At 73.1% G+C, this 19,253-nt stretch carries 14 protein-coding genes; 8 read left to right on the top strand and 6 right to left on the bottom strand.

Annotated features, from left to right (window positions below; translation table 11 throughout):
• The first annotated feature begins 191 nt into the window (after positions 1–191).
• Positions 192–860, top strand: coding sequence for an O-methyltransferase (locus tag MWU57_RS05685; protein ID WP_106269651.1), 669 nt, complete (start codon positions 192–194; stop codon positions 858–860).
• A gap of 10 nt (positions 861–870) precedes the next feature.
• Here MWU57_RS05685 and MWU57_RS05680 read toward each other — a convergent pair whose 3' ends face one another.
• The 3 genes from MWU57_RS05680 to MWU57_RS05670 form a co-directional block, all read right to left on the bottom strand.
• On the bottom strand, positions 871–2,094 hold the full coding sequence (locus MWU57_RS05680; protein WP_246907901.1) for a glycosyltransferase: 1,224 nt from the start codon (positions 2,092–2,094) through the stop codon (positions 871–873).
• A 111-nt stretch (positions 2,095–2,205) separates the two neighbouring features.
• Complete coding sequence (locus MWU57_RS05675; protein ID WP_246907899.1) at positions 2,206–3,945, bottom strand: tetratricopeptide repeat protein; 1,740 nt, start codon at positions 3,943–3,945, stop codon at positions 2,206–2,208.
• The gene (locus MWU57_RS05670; RefSeq protein ID WP_246907897.1) at positions 3,942–5,222 is read right to left on the bottom strand and encodes a 26S protease regulatory subunit; all 1,281 of its coding nucleotides are present in this window, start codon (positions 5,220–5,222) and stop codon (positions 3,942–3,944) included. Before MWU57_RS05670 ends, MWU57_RS05675 begins: the two co-directional genes overlap by 4 nt.
• Positions 5,223–5,408: 186 nt before the next feature.
• On the opposite strand from MWU57_RS05670, the gene MWU57_RS18035 reads away from it, so the two are divergent.
• From MWU57_RS18035 to MWU57_RS05635, 6 genes are all read left to right on the top strand, one after another.
• A complete protein-coding gene (locus MWU57_RS18035; protein WP_308221140.1) occupies positions 5,409–6,353 on the top strand; it encodes a cold shock domain-containing protein in 945 nt (314 codons plus the stop codon).
• A 464-nt stretch (positions 6,354–6,817) separates the two neighbouring features.
• Entirely contained in the window at positions 6,818–8,704 is a 1,887-nt protein-coding gene (gene dnaK, locus MWU57_RS05655) for a molecular chaperone DnaK (RefSeq protein WP_246907894.1), read from the top strand.
• The gene (gene grpE / locus MWU57_RS05650) at positions 8,701–9,357 is read left to right on the top strand and encodes a nucleotide exchange factor GrpE (RefSeq protein ID WP_246907890.1); all 657 of its coding nucleotides are present in this window, start codon (positions 8,701–8,703) and stop codon (positions 9,355–9,357) included. The genes dnaK and grpE overlap by 4 nt, the downstream gene beginning before the upstream one ends.
• Positions 9,358–9,430: 73 nt before the next feature.
• Entirely contained in the window at positions 9,431–10,435 is a 1,005-nt protein-coding gene (locus MWU57_RS05645) for a DnaJ C-terminal domain-containing protein (protein ID WP_246907887.1), read from the top strand.
• A 42-nt stretch (positions 10,436–10,477) separates the two neighbouring features.
• The gene (locus tag MWU57_RS05640) at positions 10,478–10,930 is read left to right on the top strand and encodes a heat shock protein transcriptional repressor HspR (protein ID WP_106269642.1); all 453 of its coding nucleotides are present in this window, start codon (positions 10,478–10,480) and stop codon (positions 10,928–10,930) included.
• A gap of 160 nt (positions 10,931–11,090) precedes the next feature.
• Positions 11,091–11,399, top strand: a complete 309-nt coding sequence (locus MWU57_RS05635) for a DUF1540 domain-containing protein (protein WP_106269641.1) — start codon at positions 11,091–11,093, stop codon at positions 11,397–11,399.
• Between the two features lie 67 nt (positions 11,400–11,466).
• On the opposite strand, the gene MWU57_RS05630 is transcribed toward MWU57_RS05635, so the two are convergent.
• Positions 11,467–12,228 carry a hypothetical protein gene (locus MWU57_RS05630; protein ID WP_246907885.1) on the bottom strand — a complete coding sequence of 254 codons (762 nt, stop codon included), beginning with the start codon at positions 12,226–12,228 and terminating at the stop codon, positions 11,467–11,469.
• Between the two features lie 187 nt (positions 12,229–12,415).
• Here MWU57_RS05630 and MWU57_RS05625 point away from each other — a divergent pair, with 187 nt between their 5' ends.
• Entirely contained in the window at positions 12,416–16,435 is a 4,020-nt protein-coding gene (locus MWU57_RS05625; RefSeq protein ID WP_246907882.1) for a sigma-70 family RNA polymerase sigma factor, read from the top strand.
• A gap of 3 nt (positions 16,436–16,438) precedes the next feature.
• Here MWU57_RS05625 and upp read toward each other — a convergent pair whose 3' ends face one another.
• Both upp and MWU57_RS05615 read right to left on the bottom strand, forming a co-directional pair.
• Positions 16,439–17,074 (bottom strand): uracil phosphoribosyltransferase, encoded by a 636-nt coding sequence (upp, locus tag MWU57_RS05620; protein WP_106269639.1) that lies wholly within the window; start codon positions 17,072–17,074, stop codon positions 16,439–16,441.
• A gap of 113 nt (positions 17,075–17,187) precedes the next feature.
• The gene (locus tag MWU57_RS05615; protein WP_246907879.1) at positions 17,188–19,005 is read right to left on the bottom strand and encodes a hypothetical protein; all 1,818 of its coding nucleotides are present in this window, start codon (positions 19,003–19,005) and stop codon (positions 17,188–17,190) included.
• Positions 19,006–19,253 lie beyond the last annotated feature (248 nt).

The following is a 19,253-nucleotide window of genomic DNA, read 5'->3' as shown; positions in this document are numbered from 1 at the left end:
CGGACGACGGCGCGTGGCGTGGTGGACCCGCGGACGCGCCGTCAGGCGCGGCGGTCGCGGAAGAGCAGCGCCGTCGACGGCGCGCAGCACAGTGTTCCCATGGCCGGCACCCTAGGGCGGGGCCGAGACCCGGTCCAGCGGATATCGGGGTGAGCCGTCGTCGGGGCCGTGCCGCGTGCCAGGATCGGGGCATGGACACCGGGGAGCAGTGGAGCGACGTCGACGACTACCTGGCCGGTGAGCTGGTCACCGAGGACGAGGCCCTGGTCGCGGCGCGTGCGCTGGGACGGGAGCGGGGGCTGCCGCCGATCGAGGTGGCACCGAACCAGGGCGCCTTCCTCGCGCTCGTGGCACGGATGGCGGGCGCGCGACGCGTCCTCGAGCTGGGGACGCTCGCCGGGTACAGCACCATCTGGCTCGCGCGGGCCGTCGGCGCCGAGGGGCACGTGACCACCGTCGAGCTGGACCCGCGGCATGCGGAGGTGGCGCGGGAGAACCTCGACCATGCCGGTGTCGGTGACCGGGTGCGGATCCAGGTGGGGCCGGCGCTCGATGTGCTCGCCGAACTGGCCGACGCCGCGCACGAGCCGTACGACCTCGTCTTCATCGACGCCGACAAGGCGAACATGGCCGCCTACCTCGAGCTCGCGCTGCGGCTGACACGCTCCGGCAGCGTCGTCGTCGGCGACAACGTGGTGCGCCGGGGCGCCGTCGTCGATTCCTCGAGCGACGACCCGAGCGTTCGGGGCGCACGAGCGTTCCTGCGCGCACTCGGTGCCGACCCGAGGCTGGAGGCGACGGCGCTGCAGACCGTCGGTTCCAAGGGCTGGGACGGGTTCGCGATCGCGCGCGTCCGCTGAGCGGCCGGTCTCAGGCGAGATCCCGCTCGATGACGCGGGCGGTGGCCGCCGCGCCGTCCTCGCCCACGTAGGCCTCTCTGACCTCGGCGGCGGCCGTCCGCACGGCGGGGTCGAACAGCGCGCGGTGAAGTGCCGTGCGGAAGTCCTGGGTGCCGACCCGGCGCGGCGAGACCGCGATCGCATTGCCGCGCTCCTCGCACCGGCGCACGTGCCAGGTCTGCTCCGGCTGCAGGCCCATGCCGACGAACGGCACGCCCGTCGCGCACGCGGTCTGCACCGTGCCCTGGCCGCCGTGCAGCACGGCGGCACCGACCAGACCGCCGAGGCGGTGGGCCGGCAGCAGGTCGGTGACGTGGACGTTGGGCGGCAGGACGTCGTCGTCCCGCAGGTAGTGCCGCACCGGCGCGACGACGTTCACCGGCAGGTCGCCGAGCGCCCGCGCCGTCCGCAGCACGAGCGACCTGCTCGCCGACGAGCCGAGCCCGAGGTACACCAGGGGTTCCGGCGCCGCGGCCAGCTCCTCCACGACGGGCGGCACGGGGGTGTCGAGGTGGGCGAAGATCGGGCCGACCCGCTCGAAGTCGTCCGGCAGGTCGAAGCCGTCGAGCTCCCAGTCCATCTCGGTGAGCAGGTTGTGGTCCGCGCGGATCAGCTCGGCGACGCTGCGCGGCGCGGGGACGCCGTTCTCCCGCGCCACGGTGGCGAACGCCCTCGGGGCGAGTGGTGCGGACGTGTAGACCCAGCGGAAGGCCGACGTCGCGGCCCGGTCCGCGGTCCTGGCCAGACCGCTCGAACCGGCGACGAACCCCATCCGCGGCGTCTGCCGGACCTGCGGAGCGGTCAGCGCGAACGGCACGGGGTAGTACAGCGGGACGCCCTCCGCCGTCGCCGAGAGGAACGACGTGAGGTTCGAGCCGGTGACCACCGCTCGGGCGCCGGTCTCGCGGACGAGGGCCCGCTCGACCCGCACCCGCTCGCGCACCAGCTCCGTGGTGAACGGGCTGCGGAACGACCGCCCCTGGTCGAACGCGAGCGCCTGGTCCCGCTCGGCACGCGTCCAGGCGGGCTCGCACGCCCGGTAGCTGAAGCCGGCGTCGCGGACCAGGTCGACGTAGTCGTGCTCGTAGCCCATGAAGATCGGCGAGTGTGCCGGGTCGAGCGCGCGGGCGACCTGGATCATCCGCGTGGTCTCGGCCAGGTTGAACATCACCGGGCAGAACAGGACGGTGCTCATGCGTGCCTCTCGTCGAGGGATGCGGGTCCGGACGCCGTCCTCAACATGTCACCTGCCCTCGGTCGGGGCACGTCCCGCGTCCGGCGCGTCGTCGTCGGGTGAGCGCCCGCCTCAGCTCGTCGTGTCCTCCGGGACCTCGATGTCCGGGACCTCGACCTCCGGGAGGTCGGGCACGTCGAGCTCCGGGATGTCCGGAACCTCCAGGTCGAAGGTCGGGATGTCGATCGGCTCGCGATCCTCCCAGTCCTCCATCTGCTCCCGGTTGTCCCGCAGGGCGCAGCTGATCCGGGTGTAGCGCGACCCGCTGCAGGTCGGGTCCGAGTCGCCGGAGTCGGGCGTCGTGACGTAGCGCCCGTCGGCGTCGTGCTCGTTCGGCAGGACGGGCACCTGCGCGACGGCGACCAGCCCGGCCGCGCCGAGCGCCACGGTGACCAGGGCGAGGACCGCGAGGCCGCCGGCACCGCGCGCACGCCCGGCGACCGCGGTGCGCGCGGCGCCCACGGGTTCGGCTCCCTCCCGACGTAGCGCCGTGGCGAGCGCACGGAGTCGCCAGACGACCAGGACGCCCGGGAGGAGCCACGCGACGGCGCCGAGAGCCGCGACGGGCAGGGCGTCCGGCCGTGCAGCTCCCGCCGCGGCGGCAGCGCTGAGCAGCGCGACGAGCGCTACCACCACGGCCCGGCGCACCGTGGCCGCGCGGTAGCTGCCGCGCAGCGCGCTAGTACGGGCCAGGCCGAGCTCCGAGGCGGCGAGGTACCCGGAGCTCCGCGCGTGCCGCAGCATGGTGCCCGCCAGCACGGCCGACCCGGTCCCCGCGACCAGGAGGGTGAGCGCGAGGAGGACGAGGAACCACCGGACGGCGACGGCGTCGCGCAGCCCGACGAGGGCGGCCAGCGCGAGGACCGAGCCCACCCAGCCCACCACCAGCCCGGCCGCACCGAGCCGTCCGGACCAGGTGCCGTCCAGCAGGCTGCGGCGCACCAGCACACGGGGCACGTGGCGCAGCACCGACCAGGACCGCAGCGCGGAGACGCCGAGTGCCACGGCGAGCACCACGGCCCAGACCCTCAGGGAGCCGTGCAGCGAGTCGCTCATGAACCACGCCACGAGGAGCGCGCTGGCCGTCAGCACGGCGACGGCGGTGTCCATCGGTGCGAGCAGCCGCTGCCAGACGCGCAGGAACAGCACGTAGCCCGCCTCGGCGTGCTCGGGGTTCTGCGCGAGGATCCCGACGAGCGCCCGGGAGTGCTGCCCGTCGTCCACCGAGAGCTGGGCGTCGGCGTAGAGCAGGCCCTCGTGCTGCGGAGCCGCCGCCAGGCCGTGGCGCACGAGCGCGCGGGCACGGTCGCGTTCCCCCAGCCGGACGTGGATCGACGCGGCGCCGAGCAACCGGCTCGGGTTCTCCGGCTCGAGCTCGAGAGCCCGGGCGACCCGGTCCCTCGCCAGCCCACGGTCCCGGTGTCGCACGCGGCCGCTCAGGAGGACGTCGGCGTGCTGCACGAGCGTCGCGGCGTCGTCGGGCCGGAGCTCGAGCGCGCGCTCGACGGCGGCACGCGCCTCGGCCAGCCGTCCACAGTTCTGCAGGGCGACGGACAGCAGCACGTGGCCCTGCGCGAGGTCCGGCGCGCCGGCCACGACCTGCTCGAGGATCCGCCGTGCGTCCGCGGAGCGCTGCAGACGCAGGTGCAGCCAGCCCGACGTCAGGTGCAGCCGGACGTCGTCCGGGTGCTCGGCCAGCGCCGCGGTGATGCCGTCGAGCGCCTGCTCGGGCCGGCCGGCGTCGACCAGCATCTCGGCACGGGTGACCTGCCCGGCCACCGGGTCGTGCCCGGGCGGTGACCCGGCGGTCACAGCATGTGGCGCGAGCGCAGGTACGCCGCCAGCTCGTCGTAGCGTCCGTCGTTGTTGGCGAACGACACGACGTTGCGCGCCGACTGCAGCCACGCCGTCGTCGACGGGCGCACCTCGGTCAGGGCCGCCTGGACGTCGTCCATGGAGATGGGGCGGATCTCGCCGCTGGAGATCGAGTCGGTCATCGCCTTCTCGGCGGCGGAGGCGCAGAGGTGCTCCAGGTCGGCACCCGAGAACCCGTCCGTCTGGTCCACGATCGTGGACAGCGAGATCCCCGCGACGGGCCGGCCCTCCAGGTAGTGGTGCAGGATCGAGCGGCGTGCCGGCGCGTCGGGCGGGAGCACGAGGATCATGCGGTCGAACCGGCCGGGCCGCAGCAGGGCGCTGTCGACGTCCCAGGGGTGGTTGGTCGCACCGAGCACGAACAGCCCGTCGTTGTCCGACCCCATGCCGTCCATCTCCTGCAGGAGCTGGTTGACGACCGTCCGCATGCCCGACGACCCGGTGTACTGGGTGCGCTTGCCCCCGATCGCGTCGACCTCGTCGAGGAACAGGACGGCGGGCGCCAGCGCCCGGGCGCGCTGGAAGAGCGAGTGCAGGTTCTGCTCGCTCTGTCCGAGGAACTTGTCGAGGACGTCCGCGAGGGTCACGGTGAGGAACCGCGCGCCGAGCTCGCCGGCGATCGCCCGCGCCATGAACGTCTTGCCCGTCCCGGGCGGCCCGTACAGCAGGAGCCCGCCGCGCAGCGACTTGCCGAACGCCTTGGCGATGGCCTGGTGGCGCATCGGTTCGAGGAACGCCTCGCGGATGCGCTTCTTCACGGACTCCAGCCCGCCCACGTCGTCCAGCGTGATCGTCTCGTGGGAGACCTCGAGCAGGCCGTCGGCCGAGGGGGTCTCGTCGCGGGCGGGGACGAGGGACGGCTCGTCGGCCGGGCCCGCGGGTACGGCGTCGTCCACGAACGGTTGCGGCACGTCGACGCCCAGCTCGGCCTCCACCCGATCCCAGTCGAAACCACGAGCGCCCGACGACGTCGCGTCCTCGGCCGGCGCCGGCGGGTCCGCCGGTGCTCGGGTCGTCAGCGCGGTCGCGGCCTCGGTGACGAGGGCGAGCGCGGCGCCGTCCGCCGGGTCGAGACGCAGGGCCGTGCTGGCGTTCTCGAGCGCCTCCGTGTGGCGGCCGTGCTCCAGCAGCAGGCGGGCGTACTGGACGCGCAGGGGCGCGTTCTCGGGGGCGGCCTGCACGGCCACGGCCATGTGCTCCAGGATGTCGGACACGGGAGGGGCTCCTCGGCTGGCTGCAGGACACGGGGTGGCGCACCGGACAGGTCTGGATGCTACCGCCCGCGCCTGCCGCGACACCGTGGGAAGTGTCTCGCCCCGGGAAGGGGCTGGGGCCGCCTGGCCGCGGTTCCGTCGGGGACACTGGGAGACAGCAATGTCTGCCGATGTGAGGAGTCCCAGGTGTCCCAGGGAACAGTCCGATGGTTCGACGCCGACCGAGGGTTCGGCTTCATCGACCTCGGGAACGAGGGCGACGACCTGTTCGTGCACGCGTCCGAGATCGTCGGCGACGACGGGCCGAAGGTGCTCCGTGAGGGGCAGGTCGTCGAGTTCGAGGTGGGCGAGGGTGACCGGGGCCCGCAGGCGCGCCGCGTGCGTGTCACGGGCGACGTGGCCGCCGACGCGCCCGTGGGCGTGCTCGGCACCGTCTCCTGGTACGAGCCGGCCAAGGGGTACGGGTTCGTCACGCCCGACGACGGTCGCGGCGAGATCTTCGTGCACAGCTCGGCCATCGTCACCGGCGGCGTGATCACGGAGGGGCAGCAGGTGGCGTTCCTCGTCGTCGACGGGGAGAAGGGGCCGCAGGCGGACCACCTGGTCCCGCTCGGGGCTCGAGCCGCCCGGCACGCCGCCCCCGCGGACGGCGCGGACGGCACGGTGACCTTCTACGACGGCACCAAGGGCTTCGGGTTCATCGTCCCCGAGGCGGGCGGGGAGGACGTCTTCGTCCACGCCAAGGCGCTCGCGGGCGGGCTGAGCGAGCTCACCGAGGGGGCGCGCGTGACGTACGACGTCGTCGACGGCGACAAGGGGCCGAACGCCCGCAACGTGCGGCTCGTGCGTGGCTCCGGTGGGCGCGGTGGCGGCGACCGGGCCGCGGACCGTGGTCGCACGAGCCGCCCCGCGCGGTCCGGCGGGCCGGTGCGCGGCGGCGAGGGCACGGTCGCGCGCTACGACGCGGACCGCGGCTTCGGCTTCATCTCGCCCGACTCGGGGGGCGCGGACCTGTTCGTGCACGTGTCGGTCGTGCGGGGCGACGAGATCCTGGAGGAGGGCGACCGCGTCCGCTTCAAGGTGCGGCAGAGCGACCGGGGGCCGCAGGCCGACGGCGTCGAGCTGGTGTGAGCGTCGCCTGAGGTGGCGGCAGACGCTGCCCGGACCGCGGGCGCGGCGTGACTGGGTCCGGCGCGTCGCCGTGCCGCGGCGCGGGGTTGTCGGTGTGCGGATCAGAGGTGTCCGCTCGGCGTGACTGGCTCACGCGCAGCGCACGTCAATCGCGCTGCGCGTGAGATTCATGCACAGCGTGATCTGAGGTGCGCACAGCCGTCACGAGTACCGCCGCGCGCACACCTCTCGCCGTGCCATTGCTCCGGCCGGGACTCGGCTGCCGACGCCGGGCCTCGGCCCCTGCGGCTGCGCCGCAGTTCGCTCACAGCGAACACGTGCTCCCAGCAGGTGGAATAGTCGCCGCGCGGTGGAGGTTGAGTGAAGCAGACTCAACTTTGACCGCCTTGGCTGGACACCTCCGACTCCGCGTCCTAAGTTGAGTGCAGACGACTCAATCCACGTCACGAAGGAGAGCAACCACCATGGCTCGTGCAGTCGGCATCGACCTCGGTACCACCAACTCGGTGGTCGCCGTCCTGGAGGGCGGCGAGCCCACCGTCATCGCGAACGCCGAGGGCGCCCGCACCACCCCGTCCGTCGTCGCGTTCTCCAAGAACGGCGAGGTCCTCGTGGGTGAGGTCGCCAAGCGGCAGGCCGTCACCAACGTCGACCGCACCATCAGCTCGGTCAAGCGCCACATGGGCACCGACTGGTCGCAGGAGATCGACGACAAGAAGTACAGCGCGCAGGAGATCAGCGCCCGCATCCTGGGCAAGCTGAAGCGTGACGCCGAGGAGTACCTCGGCGAGGCCGTCACCGACGCCGTCATCACCGTCCCGGCGTACTTCAACGACGCCGAGCGCCAGGCCACGAAGGACGCCGGCCAGATCGCCGGCCTCAACGTGCAGCGCATCGTCAACGAGCCGACCGCCGCGGCGCTCGCCTACGGGCTCGACCGCGGCAAGGAGGACGAGCTCATCCTCGTCTTCGACCTCGGTGGCGGCACGTTCGACGTCTCCCTGCTCGAGGTGGGCAAGGACGAGGACGACTTCTCCACGATCCAGGTGCGCGCCACCTCCGGTGACAACCGCCTCGGCGGTGACGACTGGGACCAGCGCATCGTCGAGCACCTCATCAAGCAGGTGAAGAACTCCGCGGGCGTCGACCTGTCCAAGGACAAGATCGCCCTGCAGCGTCTGCGCGAGGCGGCCGAGCAGGCCAAGAAGGAGCTCTCGTCCGCGACGAGCACCAACATCTCGATGCAGTACCTGTCCATGAGCGAGAACGGCCCCGTCCACCTGGACGAGAAGCTGACCCGCGCGCAGTTCCAGCAGATGACGCAGGACCTCATCGACCGCACCAAGGAGCCGTTCCACGCGGTCATCCGGGACGCGGGCGTCTCCATCTCGGAGATCGACCACGTGGTGCTCGTCGGTGGTTCCACCCGCATGCCGGCCGTGGCCGACGTCGTGCGCGAGCTCACCGGTGGCAAGGAGCCCAACAAGGGCGTCAACCCGGACGAGGTCGTCGCCGTCGGCGCCGCCCTGCAGGCCGGTGTCATCGGCGGTGAGCGCAAGGACATCCTGCTCATCGACGTCACCCCGCTGTCCCTCGGCATCGAGACCAAGGGCGGCGTGATGACCAAGCTCATCGAGCGCAACACGGCGATCCCGACCAAGCGGAGCGAGATCTTCTCCACGGCCGAGGACAACCAGCCGTCGGTGGCCATCCAGGTGTTCCAGGGCGAGCGCGAGTTCACCCGGGACAACAAGCCGCTGGGCACGTTCGAGCTGACCGGCATCGCGCCGGCGCCGCGCGGCGTCCCGCAGATCGAGGTCACCTTCGACATCGACGCGAACGGCATCGTGCACGTGTCCGCCACGGACCGCGGCACGGGCACCGAGCAGTCGATGAAGATCACCGGTGGGTCGGCCCTCCCGCAGGAGGACATCGACCGGATGGTCAAGGAGGCCGAGGAGCACGCCGAGGAGGACAAGAAGCGTCGCGAGGAGGCCGAGACCCGCAACCAGGCGGAGTCCTTCGCCTACTCGATGGAGAAGCAGGTCGCGGACAACCGTGACAAGCTCCCCGCCGACGTCGTCACCGAGGTCGAGGCGGACATCGCCGGCGTCAAGACCGCCCTGGAGGGCGAGGACGCCGACGCCGTGAAGTCGGCCTACGAGAAGCTCGGTGCCTCCTCGCAGAAGATCGGCGAGGCGCTCTACTCGGCCGAGCAGACCGCGGGCGCCGGTGCCGGTGCGGAGGGCGCCGCGGCCGACGGCACCACGCCGGAGCCCGAGAGCTCCGACGAGGACGTCGTCGACGCCGAGATCGTGGACGACGAGGACGACAAGAAGGACGCCAAGTGACGTCTGACGACACGCAGGGCACCCCCGAGCAGCCGGAGGACGGCCGCTCGGGGGACACCCCCTTCCATTTCCGGGACAAGCGCAAGGTCGACCCCACCTCGGGCGAGAAGCGTCCGGAGGCCACGCCGTCGGACGCGTCCGACGCCGCGGGCGGGGCGGCCGACGCCGGCGACCCGCTGGAGGCGCTCGACTTCGAGCCCTCGGGCGAGGCGGTCGAGGACTCCGAGCTGCTGCGGGCCAAGGCCCAGGCGGCGGAGAACCTCGACGCCCTGCAGCGGGAGCGCGCGAGCTTCACGAACTACCGCAACCGGGCGCTGCGCGACCAGGAGGCCGCGCGCACCCAGGGCACGCAGGACGTGCTGGCGGCGCTGCTGCCGGTGCTCGACGACATCGAGCGTGCCAAGCAGCACGCCGAGCTGTCGGGCCCGATGGCGGCCATCGCGGAGAAGCTCGACGCGTCGCTGGTGAAGTTCGGCATCGAGCGGTTCGGCCGCGTGGGCGAGGAGTTCGACCCCACGCTGCACGAGGCGCTGATGCACAACACGGACGCCGAGGCCGAGGCCACCACGATCAACCTGGTGGTCGAGCCCGGCTACCGCATCGGTGACAAGGTGGTCCGGGCCGCCCGCGTGGGCGTCGTCGGACCCGAGTGACGACGGTGGGCGCGGCCCTCGGCCTCGCCGAGGGTCGCGCCCACCGCGTCCGATCAGACCAGGAAGGGACGTCGTGACCGGTCAGGACTGGATCGAGAAGGACTTCTACGCCGCGCTCGGCGTCCCCAAGGACGCCGACCAGGCGGCCATCAAGAAGGCGTACCGCAAGCTGGCGCGCCAGTACCACCCGGACCAGAACCCGGGCGACGCCTCCGCCGAGTCCCGGTTCAAGGAGATCGGCGAGGCCTACTCGGTGCTGTCCGACAGCGAGCAGCGCCAGCAGTACGACGCCGTGCGGTCGATGGCGGGCGGCGGCGCACGCTTCAACGCCGGTCCCGGCGGCGCGTCCGGCGGGTTCGAGGACGTCTTCAGCTCGATGTTCGGCGGCGCCGGCGGCGCGCGCCCCGGAGCCCGGCCCCAGTACCAGCAGTACCAGTCCGGCGGGGCGGGGTTCGAGGACATCCTCGGCTCCATGTTCGGCGGCAGCATGGGCGGCGGACGCCCGGCCGGGTTCGGCGGGCCGCAGCAGCGCAAGGGGGCCGACGTCGAGACGCGCGCCACGCTCCCGTTCCGTGCCGCCGTGGAGGGCACCACGGTCGAGCTGACCGTGGACGGCAAGAAGATCACGGCGCGCATCCCGGCCGGCGTGCACGACGGGCAGAAGATCCGGCTGCGCGGCAAGGGTCGTCCGGGATCGGCCGGCGGTCCGGCGGGCGACCTGCTCATCGTGGTGCACGTGACCGAGCACCCCGTGTTCTCGATCGACGGCGCGAACCTGCGCATGACCCTGCCGGTCACCTTCGCGGAGGCCGCGCTGGGCACCACCGTGGAGGTGCCGACGATGTCGGGCGAGACGGTGCGGCTCAAGGTGCCGTCGGGGACGCCGTCGGGCCGGGTGCTGCGCGTCAAGGGCCGTGGCGTGGCGACGACCAAGCGCACCGGCGACCTGCTCGTCACCGTGCAGGTCGTGGTGCCGCAGAAGCTGAGCCGGGCGGCGAGGAAGGCGCTGGAGGACTTCGCCGCGGAGGCCGACGGCGAGGACGTCCGCGCCGAGCTCGCGGCCAAGGCCGCCCAGTAAGGTCGGGTCCGCCGGACCACGACGGGAGCGAAGGAGGTCCAGATGGTCACCGACGACGCACCCGTGCTGACGGTCTCGCAGGCCGCGCAGCTCACGGGCATGCACCCGCAGACCCTGCGCCAGTACGACCGGCTCGGGCTGGTCACGCCGCGGCGCACGCGCGGCCGCGGACGGCGCTACTCCCGCCGCGACGTCGCCCGGCTGCTCGAGGTGCAGCACCTCGCGCAGGACGAGGGGATCAACCTTGCCGGGGTCAAGCGGATCCTCGACCTCGAGCAGCACGTCGCGGTGCTGGAGCACCGGCTCCACGAGCTGGCGAGCCTCCTGGCGGAGCGCGAGCGTGCGGAGGGGCGCGTGTTCGCCGCCGGCACGGGCGGCGACGTCGTGGCGGTGCAGCGGGGGCAGCGCGTGCGGCGCACGGAGCTGTACGTCGAGTCGCGCCGCGAGCAGGGCGGTGCGCTGGTCCTCTGGCGCCCGACGCCGCACCGGGACTGAGGGCATGCTTTCCGGCATGACATTCTTTCGTTAATGAATTCTTCTCTGGTAAGGCTTTCCTTACTGTCGAGAGAATGTCGCCGCTACCTGTGCAGGATTCGAATTCGCGCCTATGATCGAGATATCGGCGACGACGAGACCTGACACGAGGAGCGGAATCATGAGCACCCTGATGGAGATGCCCGAGGTCACCAGCTGCACCGTGGACGGCTGCAGCTACAACCATGACCACGACTGTCATGCAGGGGCCGTGACGATCGCGGGCGTGCCGGGCGACGCCTCCTGCGCCACGTTCATCCCGCTCAGCACCAAGGGCGGGCTCGAGAAGGTCGTCGCGCACGTCGGTGCCTGCCAGCGCACGGACTGCGTCCACAACGAGGACCTCGAGTGCGCCGCCAGCGCCATCCGCGTCGGTGCCGGACCGCAGGACCCGAGCCACGCGGACTGCCTCACGTTCGCCACGACCTGACCGGTCGGGACGCGACGAGGGCCCCGGACTCCACTGTCCGGGGCCCTCGTCGCGGCTCAGGGACGGATCAGCGGCGCAGGTGCCGGATGAGCTCGAGGGCGCGCTGGTGGGACTCCGGCAGCCCCTCCACCCAGACGCGCACGGGGCGGCGCATGCTCCCGGAGACGCCCAGCACCTCGGCGTTGCGCTCCACGATCTTGCGGACCGACTGCGCCAGCCGCGCGGTCTCGGGGCTCCGTTCGCAGAGCACCGCGAAGACGCCGTCGCTCAGCGACGCCATCGGGTGGCCGTCGCCGAACACCTGGTCCAGCGTCCGACCCACCGAGGCGGCCCGGGCCATCCGCTGCCAGGCCCCCAGCTGGTCCACCGCCACGTCGAGCACCACGAGGCAGTGCGAGTCGGGGACGCTCTGCTCGTTGCCCGCGGCGCGCCCGTAGGTCTCCCGCAGCCGTTCTCCGAGGTAGTCGGACGTCGGGAGCCCGGTCGCCGGGTCCCGGACGCCGCTGGGTGCCGGGTCCCGCTCGCGCACCAGCACCCATCCCTGCGCGGCGCCGCGCACGGCGTCGACGTCGAGCGGTGCACCGACGGCCCGGTACAGGCAGGCGACGTCGTCCAGCGTCTCGTCGAGACCGATGCCGGCGGCGCTGCGCGCGGTGCCCAGGCGGTGTGCCGCCGCCTCGGGGGAACGCCCCGCCTCGACCGCCTCGACCAGCGCGTCCACGGCAGGGTGGTACCAGTCGCCGGGCCGCAGCCATACTTCCGTGAGGCTGGCCGCGCGCCAGCGCTCACGGGTGTCGGCGGCGGGTGCGCCGCTGGAGGGGAGGCTCATGATGGAGGGACCTTCATAGGACTCCATCATGACGCAGTTCTGGCCCGGAGGAGCGGGTGAATCGCGCCACGGGCGATTCACCCGCCCGCGACCGCCCCGCCGGCGGCTATCCGGCGTAGAGTGACGCCGTCCGTGCCCTGCCGGGTACGGGCACGCTCGGGGGAGAGACGAAGAAGCGGGTTGCGACGTGGCCGACGTCTACGTGGGTTCGGACGGAACAGCTCCCAGCGATGGTGAGCTGATCCTTGAGGTGCGCGGCGGCAGCCTCGACGCCTACGGTGCCCTCTACGAGCGGCACGCCTCCGCGGCCCAGGTCCTCGCCCGTCAGTACGTCAGGACGGTGAGCGACGCCGACGACGTCGTCGCCGAGGCGTTCCACCGCGTGCTCGGTGTCCTGCAGCAGGGCGACGGTCCGGACACGCACTTCCGGGCCTACCTCTTCACCGTCGTGCGGCGGCTCGCCGCGGACCTCGCCCGCCGTGCGCGCCGCACCCGTCCGACGGCGGACGACGGGACCTTCGAGTCGGCGCTGGGCCCGTCGGCCTCGCCCGAGGACCCCGCGCTGGCCGGGTTCGAGAATACCGTCGTCGCCCGCGCCTACCAGGGCCTGCCGGAGCGGTGGCAGGCGGTCCTCTGGTACACCGAGATCGAGCAGCTCACCCCGGCACAGGTGGCGCCGATCCTGGGCCTCACCCCCAACGGCGTCTCGGCGCTCGCCTATCGCGCGCGCGAGGGTCTGCGGGTCGGCTACCTGCAGGAGCACCTCACCACCGAGCCCGCGGACTCGTGCCGCAAGGTCAACGCGCTGCTCGGGGGGTACGTCCGGGGGAGCCTCGCCTCCCGCGAGGTCGCGCAGGTCGACGCCCACCTCGAGGTGTGCGGTGACTGCCGGACGCTGGCGCTCGAGCTCGCCGACGTCGCGCACGGCATGCGCGGCGTCATCGGACCGCTGGTCGTCGGCGTGGCGGGGATGGCCGTGCTGGGCGCGCTGCCCCTCGGCCTGGTCACCGGGGGAGCCCTCGGTGCCGGCGCTGCTGCCGGGACTGCGAGCGGCGCTGCCGGCGGCGTCGGCGTCGGCCTCACGGGTTCGGCGGGCGGCGCGACCGCGGGAGCCACCACGGGTACTTCGGCCGGGGTCGGCGCGGCCGCCGGCAGCACCACTGCTGGTGCCACGACCGCCGGCGCCACGACCGCTGGTGCCACGACCGCTGGTGCCACGACCGCTGGTGCCACCACCGCCGGAGCGGCGACCGCCGGTGCGGCGACCGGGAGCGCGGCGACCGGAGGCGCTGCGACGGCCGCCACCGCCACGGCGGCCGGAGCCACCACAGTGACCACCACGACCGCGACCACCGCCGTCGCCGCGACCACCGCCGGTGTCTCGGGAGCGACGGTCGCGGCGTCCACCGGCGCGGTCGCCGTCGCGACCGCCGGCGTGGTCAGCGTGCTCGGGGCGATCGGCTCCGACGAGGTGCCGGCGGTCCCGGACCCGCCGCTGCACGTGGCCGAGAGCGAACCGTGGCCCACGGGCGAGCCGACGCCGGAGCCGAGCGACGAGCCGACGCCGGAGCCGAGCGACGACCCGACCGACCCCGTGAACTTCCCCTTCCTGACGGACGCCGACCTGGTCATGGACGACGTCGTCGTCCCCACGCCCGCCGAGGTGGTCGTCGCCGTCGCCCAGCCGGACGCCGCGCTGACGCCGCGAGCCACCAACCAGCTGGCGCTGCGGGTCAGCAACCCCGGCGAGACGGAGGCAGCCGGCTCCCATGTGCTCCTCACGCTGCCCGCCGGTGTGCAGTACGCGTCGGCGTCGTCGCCGTCCGGGGCCTCCGCGGGGATCCGGCTGACGTCGGAGTCGCTCGCCTGCACCCCCACGTCGGCGCCGCAGGACGCCCTCTGCACCCTCGGCACGCTCGCGCCGGGCGAGACGCGGACGGTCACCGTCCCGCTCGTCGTCCGCGACGGCGGCTCGTACACCGTCACCGCGCAGACCTGGGCCGACGGGGTGGAGACGCGCAGCGCCGCGCTGGCGCCCGTGCAGGTCGAGTACTTCGGTCCGGAGCTCACCGCGGAGGCCACCGGCAGCGTCTCGGTCGCCAACCCCGGGCTCGCGCAGATCCCCTTCGCGGTGCGCAACAGCGGCGACCGGCCGGTCGCCGCCGGGTGGACGGCGAAGGTGCGGGTCCCCGCCGGGCTCGTGCCGCAGGGGGTCGGCGGGAAGCTCGGGTGCAGTGCCGGGGAGGGAGACGGGACCGACGCCACGGTCTGGCTGTGCACGGGTGACGAGCTCGCTCCCGGCGAGTCGGCCTCGGGCAGCGCGACGGTGGTCGCGGACGGCACGACGGCCCAGGGCAGCTACGACGTCAAGATCGTCCCCGAGCTGCCCGGTGACGGCCCGACGGTGCGCTCGGTCGCCGTCGTCTCCGCTGCCCGGGCGTGGGAGGGGGCCAACGCCGGGGCGGCGTCCATCCGCGCGTCGTGCCGTGCCACCGGCGGGCTGGCCACGGCGGACGCCGTCGTCGTCGGGACCTACACGAACCTCACCGGCCGCACGATCTCCGCCACCTTCGAGGCCGCAGGCACCACGGTCTCGACGTCGTCCAGCCTCGCGCCCGGCGAGTCGGTCACGCTCACGGCACCCGACGGGCTGCGGGTCCCCTCCGGGGGAGGGACGTGGACGCTGTCCACGTCGGTGGGGGGCGCCACGTACAGCCGGACGGTCTCGGCCGGGTCGCACGGTGCCGCGGAGTGCTACGACCCGAGCTGGAACGTGCAGACCGCCGCGACCGTGCTCAACGACGGCGGGAAGGTCCGGGTCGAGGGCACGATCACCAACCGCACGAGCGAGCCGATGCAGGCCTCGATGACCGCCGCGGGCGGGACGACCGACGCGGTGCGCCTCGGCGCGGGCGACACGGTCACGCTCGGCCGCACGACCGGTGGCACCGACCTCGCCGGGGGCACCGCGACGTTCCAGCTGTACCGCTGGGTGACCGACTCCGACGGCGATCAGCCGACCTCCGGCGTCGTCCCGGCCGTCGCGCCGACGGCGGCCCACGACGGCGCCCGCATCGCGCCGGCGGCCGGCCAGGCCGAGCCGGCGGGCACCTGCACCTACGACGCCGGGAGCGAGACGTCCTGGCGGACCTTCACCGTCCCGGTGGACAACTCGGGCTCGACGCTGCCGGTGGTCTTCACGGCGCGGGCCGGCGGGAGGGTCGACGAGGTCCGCCTCGCCGCGGGGGCGAAGGGCACCCTCGAGCTCCGGGTGCCCTGGGGCACGAGCTCCGGCACGGTGTCCACCGACGGCGGCGAGCTGCGCGGGATCGACGTCGGCTTCGGCAGCTGTGCCGAGGCCCCGGGGTGGCCGGCCACCGTCGACGTGTCCGCCACCGCGCAGTGCGACGCCGGGACGGCACAGGTCGTCGTGGACGTCGCCGGCGACGACGGTCGGTCCTGGGCGGCGACGCTCCTGCGCCACGAGGAGGCGGTCGGGACGCAGGACCTCGCGCCGCACGGCTCCACCCGGTTCGTGGTCGACACCGGGTCGCTGAGCGTCGAGCCCGGGACCGTGACCGTGCACCTGGAGCGCACCATCGAGGGGAACCAGTTCACCGCGGACCGCGAGGCGTCGCACGACTCGGCCCGCTGCGTGGTCCGTGACCCCGACGCGCGTCTCGACCAGGGTGACGTCCAGATGGACCGGTACGGCGACTACGCGACGTCGTGGCGCGAGGCCGGCGTGATCCTCGACAACACCCGCTCGAACGTGCGCACCACGTTCCACGTGGTGGGCCCGCACGGCCTGGACGAGGAGGTCGTCGTGGCGGCCGGCGAGACGGGGACGGTCGAGAGCCGACGCGTCGACGGGCGACGCGGAGCGACCTGGACGGTGTCCGCCGGCGACTGGTCGACCCAGCTCGGTGTCGAGACGTTCACCGCCGCGGAGGCCGGCTGGTGCCCGGCGCGCGTCGCCTGGGGTTCGACGTACGCCCCCGGCGACGTCCGGTCGTGGAACGGGAACGCCTACCGCTACCTCGGCTGGGACGGCACGCCGCCCGGCGGGGAGCGCGGCGGGAACGGCAACGGCAACGGCCATGGCGACGGCAACGGCAAGCGCTGGTACGAGTCCGGGCAGTGGGACGGCGTGTGGATGGGGCAGTGGAGGCAGTGGGAGAAGATCGGCCTCTGCGAGTACCGCTGACGGTCAGACGACGCCGTAGAGGCGGTCCCCGGCGTCGCCGAGGCCCGGCACGATGTACTTCTTGTCGTTGAGCCGTTCGTCGACGGCGGCGACGACGACCTGCACGTCCACGCGGTCGCCGATCGCGTCCTGGACCACCTGCAGGCCCTCCGGCGCGGCGAGGAGGCACACGGCCGTGACGTCGTGGGCGCCACGTTCGAGCACGTAGTCGATCGCCGCGACGAGGGTGCCGCCGGTGGCCAGCATCGGGTCGAGCAGGAACACCTGGCGGTCGGTGAGGTCGTCGGGCAGCCGGTTGGCGTACGTCACCGCCTCGAACGTCTCCTCGTCCCGCTGCAGGCCGAGGAACCCCACCTCGGCGGTCGGCAGCAGGCGGGTCATGCCGTCCAGCATCCCCAGGCCCGCGCGCAGGATGGGGATGACGATCGGGCTCGGGTCGCTCAGCTTGACCCCCGTGGTCGTGGTGACCGGGGTCCTGATCTCCTTGGGCTCCGTCCGCACGTCCCGGGTCGCCTCGTACGCGAGCAGGGTGACGAGCTCGTCGACCAGCAGCCGGAAGATGGGGGAGGGCGTCGACTCGTCCCGCAGGACGCTGAGCTTGTGGGCGACCAGCGGGTGGTCGGTGACGTGCAGGCGCATGGTCACACCGTACCGGGGCGCACCGGGGCGTACTGCGGCGCGGCCGCCCGTACGACGAGGGGCCCGACCGGATCACCGGTCGGGCCCCTCGTCGTCAGTGCTCAGGGAGCGGGTCAGCCCTGGTGGAGCCGGCGACGCACGACGAACAGTGCGGCACCCCCGGCGACCAGCAGGAGCGCCACCGCGGCGGCGACGCCGACGGTCGCGCCCGTCAGGGCGAGCTCGTCCTCCTCGGCGGCGACCTCCGGCGCGTCCTCGGGGACGTCGACGACGGTCTGCGCGGCGGCCTCACGGATGTTCGCGGGCGCGTCGGCGCACTCCTCGGAGGCCGGCGGGTACTCGACCACGGTCGAGTAGTCCGGGTTGACCTCGAACCGGACCTGGACGCCGTCGCGGGTCCAGGCGAAGTTGCCGTCCGTCTCGACGTACGAGCCGTCCTCGAGACGCTCCCAGCCCGGCCACTGCAGCGGCTCCTCGGCGGAGGCACCCGGCCACAGCAGACGACCCTCGAGCGGGAGGTCGGTGGTGACGTGGTCGTTCCCGCCGCCCGGGTTGATGAACGTGACGGTCAGCGGGTTCTCGCCCGGGGCCGGGGCCCCCTCCGGCAGGGTCACGCCGTAGACGAGGTAGGGCGTCTCGGCGTCGCACACGGCGCCGATGTCCCCGGGGACGAGCTCGCACATCTCGTCGGTGAAGGTGCTCTCGGAGACGGTGTACAGCGCCGAGGTGGTGTCGACCGCGCTGTACCCGGCCGGCAGCTCGTCGAAGGCGAAGCCCTCGGCGGCGGTGGCGACGATGCCCTCGGAGGTCTTCTCGTAGGTGACCTCGTCCGAGCTCTCCGGGACGCGGATGTCGTCGCTCTCGGTGCCGCACAGGTCGACGACGGTGGGCAGCTCCGGCGTCACGACCACGGGCTCGCTCGCGCAGATCTCACCGGTGAAGGTGAAGGTCCACTCGGTCTCGGCGCCGTCGGCGAGCTGGACGCCCTCGGCCGGCGTGGCGGTGACCGTCACCTCGGTGTGGTCGTCGTTCCACTTCTCGGTGTACGTGGCGTGATCGGTCTCCGGCAGGTCGACCGAGTTGCCGACCTCGCAGTCCTCCACCGACGAGGGCGCCGGCAGGGTGACGGGCTCGGGGGCCGCCGGCGGCTCAGAGGCCTCGGGCGTCTCGGGGAGCTCGGGCTCCTCCGGCTTCTCGGGCTCCTCCGGCGTCTCGGTCGGCTCGTCGCTGCACTCGGGCAGGAAGTTGCTCAGGTCGGTGTGGCGGTCGGCCTTGAGACGCCAGTCGAAGAGCGGACCGTCGGGGTACGTGATGTGGATGAACTCCGACCACGCGAAGTCCCCCTGCGTCCGGACGACGTCCTGCTGGACGCCCCAGGACTCGCACGCGTCCGCCGGAAGGTCCTCGATGTTGAAGTGGTCGCCGGGGTACTCCTCCGGCAGGGTCTCCCAGAACTCCTCGCCGTCGCGCGTCGTGATCAGCGTCTGGAAGCCCGAGTTGTCCCAGGCCGCGGGCTCGTTCGCGCGCAGCTTCGGGTACACGTAGAACGCGGTCTCGAGCTTCTCGGGCTCGGGCTCGGGCTCCTGGCAGGCCGTGGTGGTGCCGTCCCGCGTCGCGTCGTACTCGGTGCCGGTGTCGCCGTCCCAGGCGTCGACCTGGACGACCCACTTGTTGTCCCGGGTCGGGTCGAGCGGGACCGACGTGCTGTGCCCGTCCCCGAACGACTCCTGGAGCACCGTCTCGCCGTTGACGGTGACCGTCACCGTGTTGGTCTTGCCGTCACCGCCCTCCTGGTACCACTTGAGGTCGAGCGAGAGGCTCGTGCAGTTCGCGTCGACGTTCGGCGTATGGGCGGAGGCGGGCATCGCGGTCGCGACGAGCCCTCCCAGTGCGAGCGCGGCCGTGGCGGCGCTCGCGAGCATTCTCTTCACGGCTGTGTGATCCCTTCGGCGGGTGGGCGCGAGCGCGGACCGAGGCGCTCAGCGGGCAGGAAACGGGGACGCATGCTATTAGAGCATCATGTCTACCCTGGGTGAAAGATCCGACCTGGGTGAAATTGTCCTGGGCAACAGACCGCGCTCGGTAACCTGGCGGTGTGCAGCAGCTCCCGGCCGACCGGCCAGCCCCGGACGGCGACGACGCCTTCCCGCCGCTCTCCCTCGGTGCCCGCCGCGCCGTG

Origin of the sequence: Isoptericola sp. S6320L (assembly GCF_023015685.1) — a bacterium.
GTDB lineage: Bacteria > Actinomycetota > Actinomycetes > Actinomycetales > Cellulomonadaceae > Isoptericola > Isoptericola halotolerans_A.
This window is presented reverse-complemented; position numbering and strand designations above follow the sequence as displayed.

Excerpts from the sequence above, each read along its gene's own strand:
- MWU57_RS05685 (WP_106269651.1), top strand. The coding sequence starts at position 192 with ATGGACACCGGGGAGCAGTGGAGCGACGTCGACGACTACCTGGCCGGT.
- MWU57_RS05630 (WP_246907885.1), bottom strand. The coding sequence starts at position 12,228 with ATGAGCCTCCCCTCCAGCGGCGCACCCGCCGCCGACACCCGTGAGCGC.
- MWU57_RS05635 (WP_106269641.1), top strand. The coding sequence starts at position 11,091 with ATGAGCACCCTGATGGAGATGCCCGAGGTCACCAGCTGCACCGTGGAC.
- MWU57_RS05680 (WP_246907901.1), bottom strand. The coding sequence starts at position 2,094 with ATGAGCACCGTCCTGTTCTGCCCGGTGATGTTCAACCTGGCCGAGACC.
- upp (WP_106269639.1), bottom strand. The coding sequence starts at position 17,074 with ATGCGCCTGCACGTCACCGACCACCCGCTGGTCGCCCACAAGCTCAGC.
- MWU57_RS05640 (WP_106269642.1), top strand. The coding sequence starts at position 10,478 with ATGGTCACCGACGACGCACCCGTGCTGACGGTCTCGCAGGCCGCGCAG.
- dnaK (WP_246907894.1), top strand. The coding sequence starts at position 6,818 with ATGGCTCGTGCAGTCGGCATCGACCTCGGTACCACCAACTCGGTGGTC.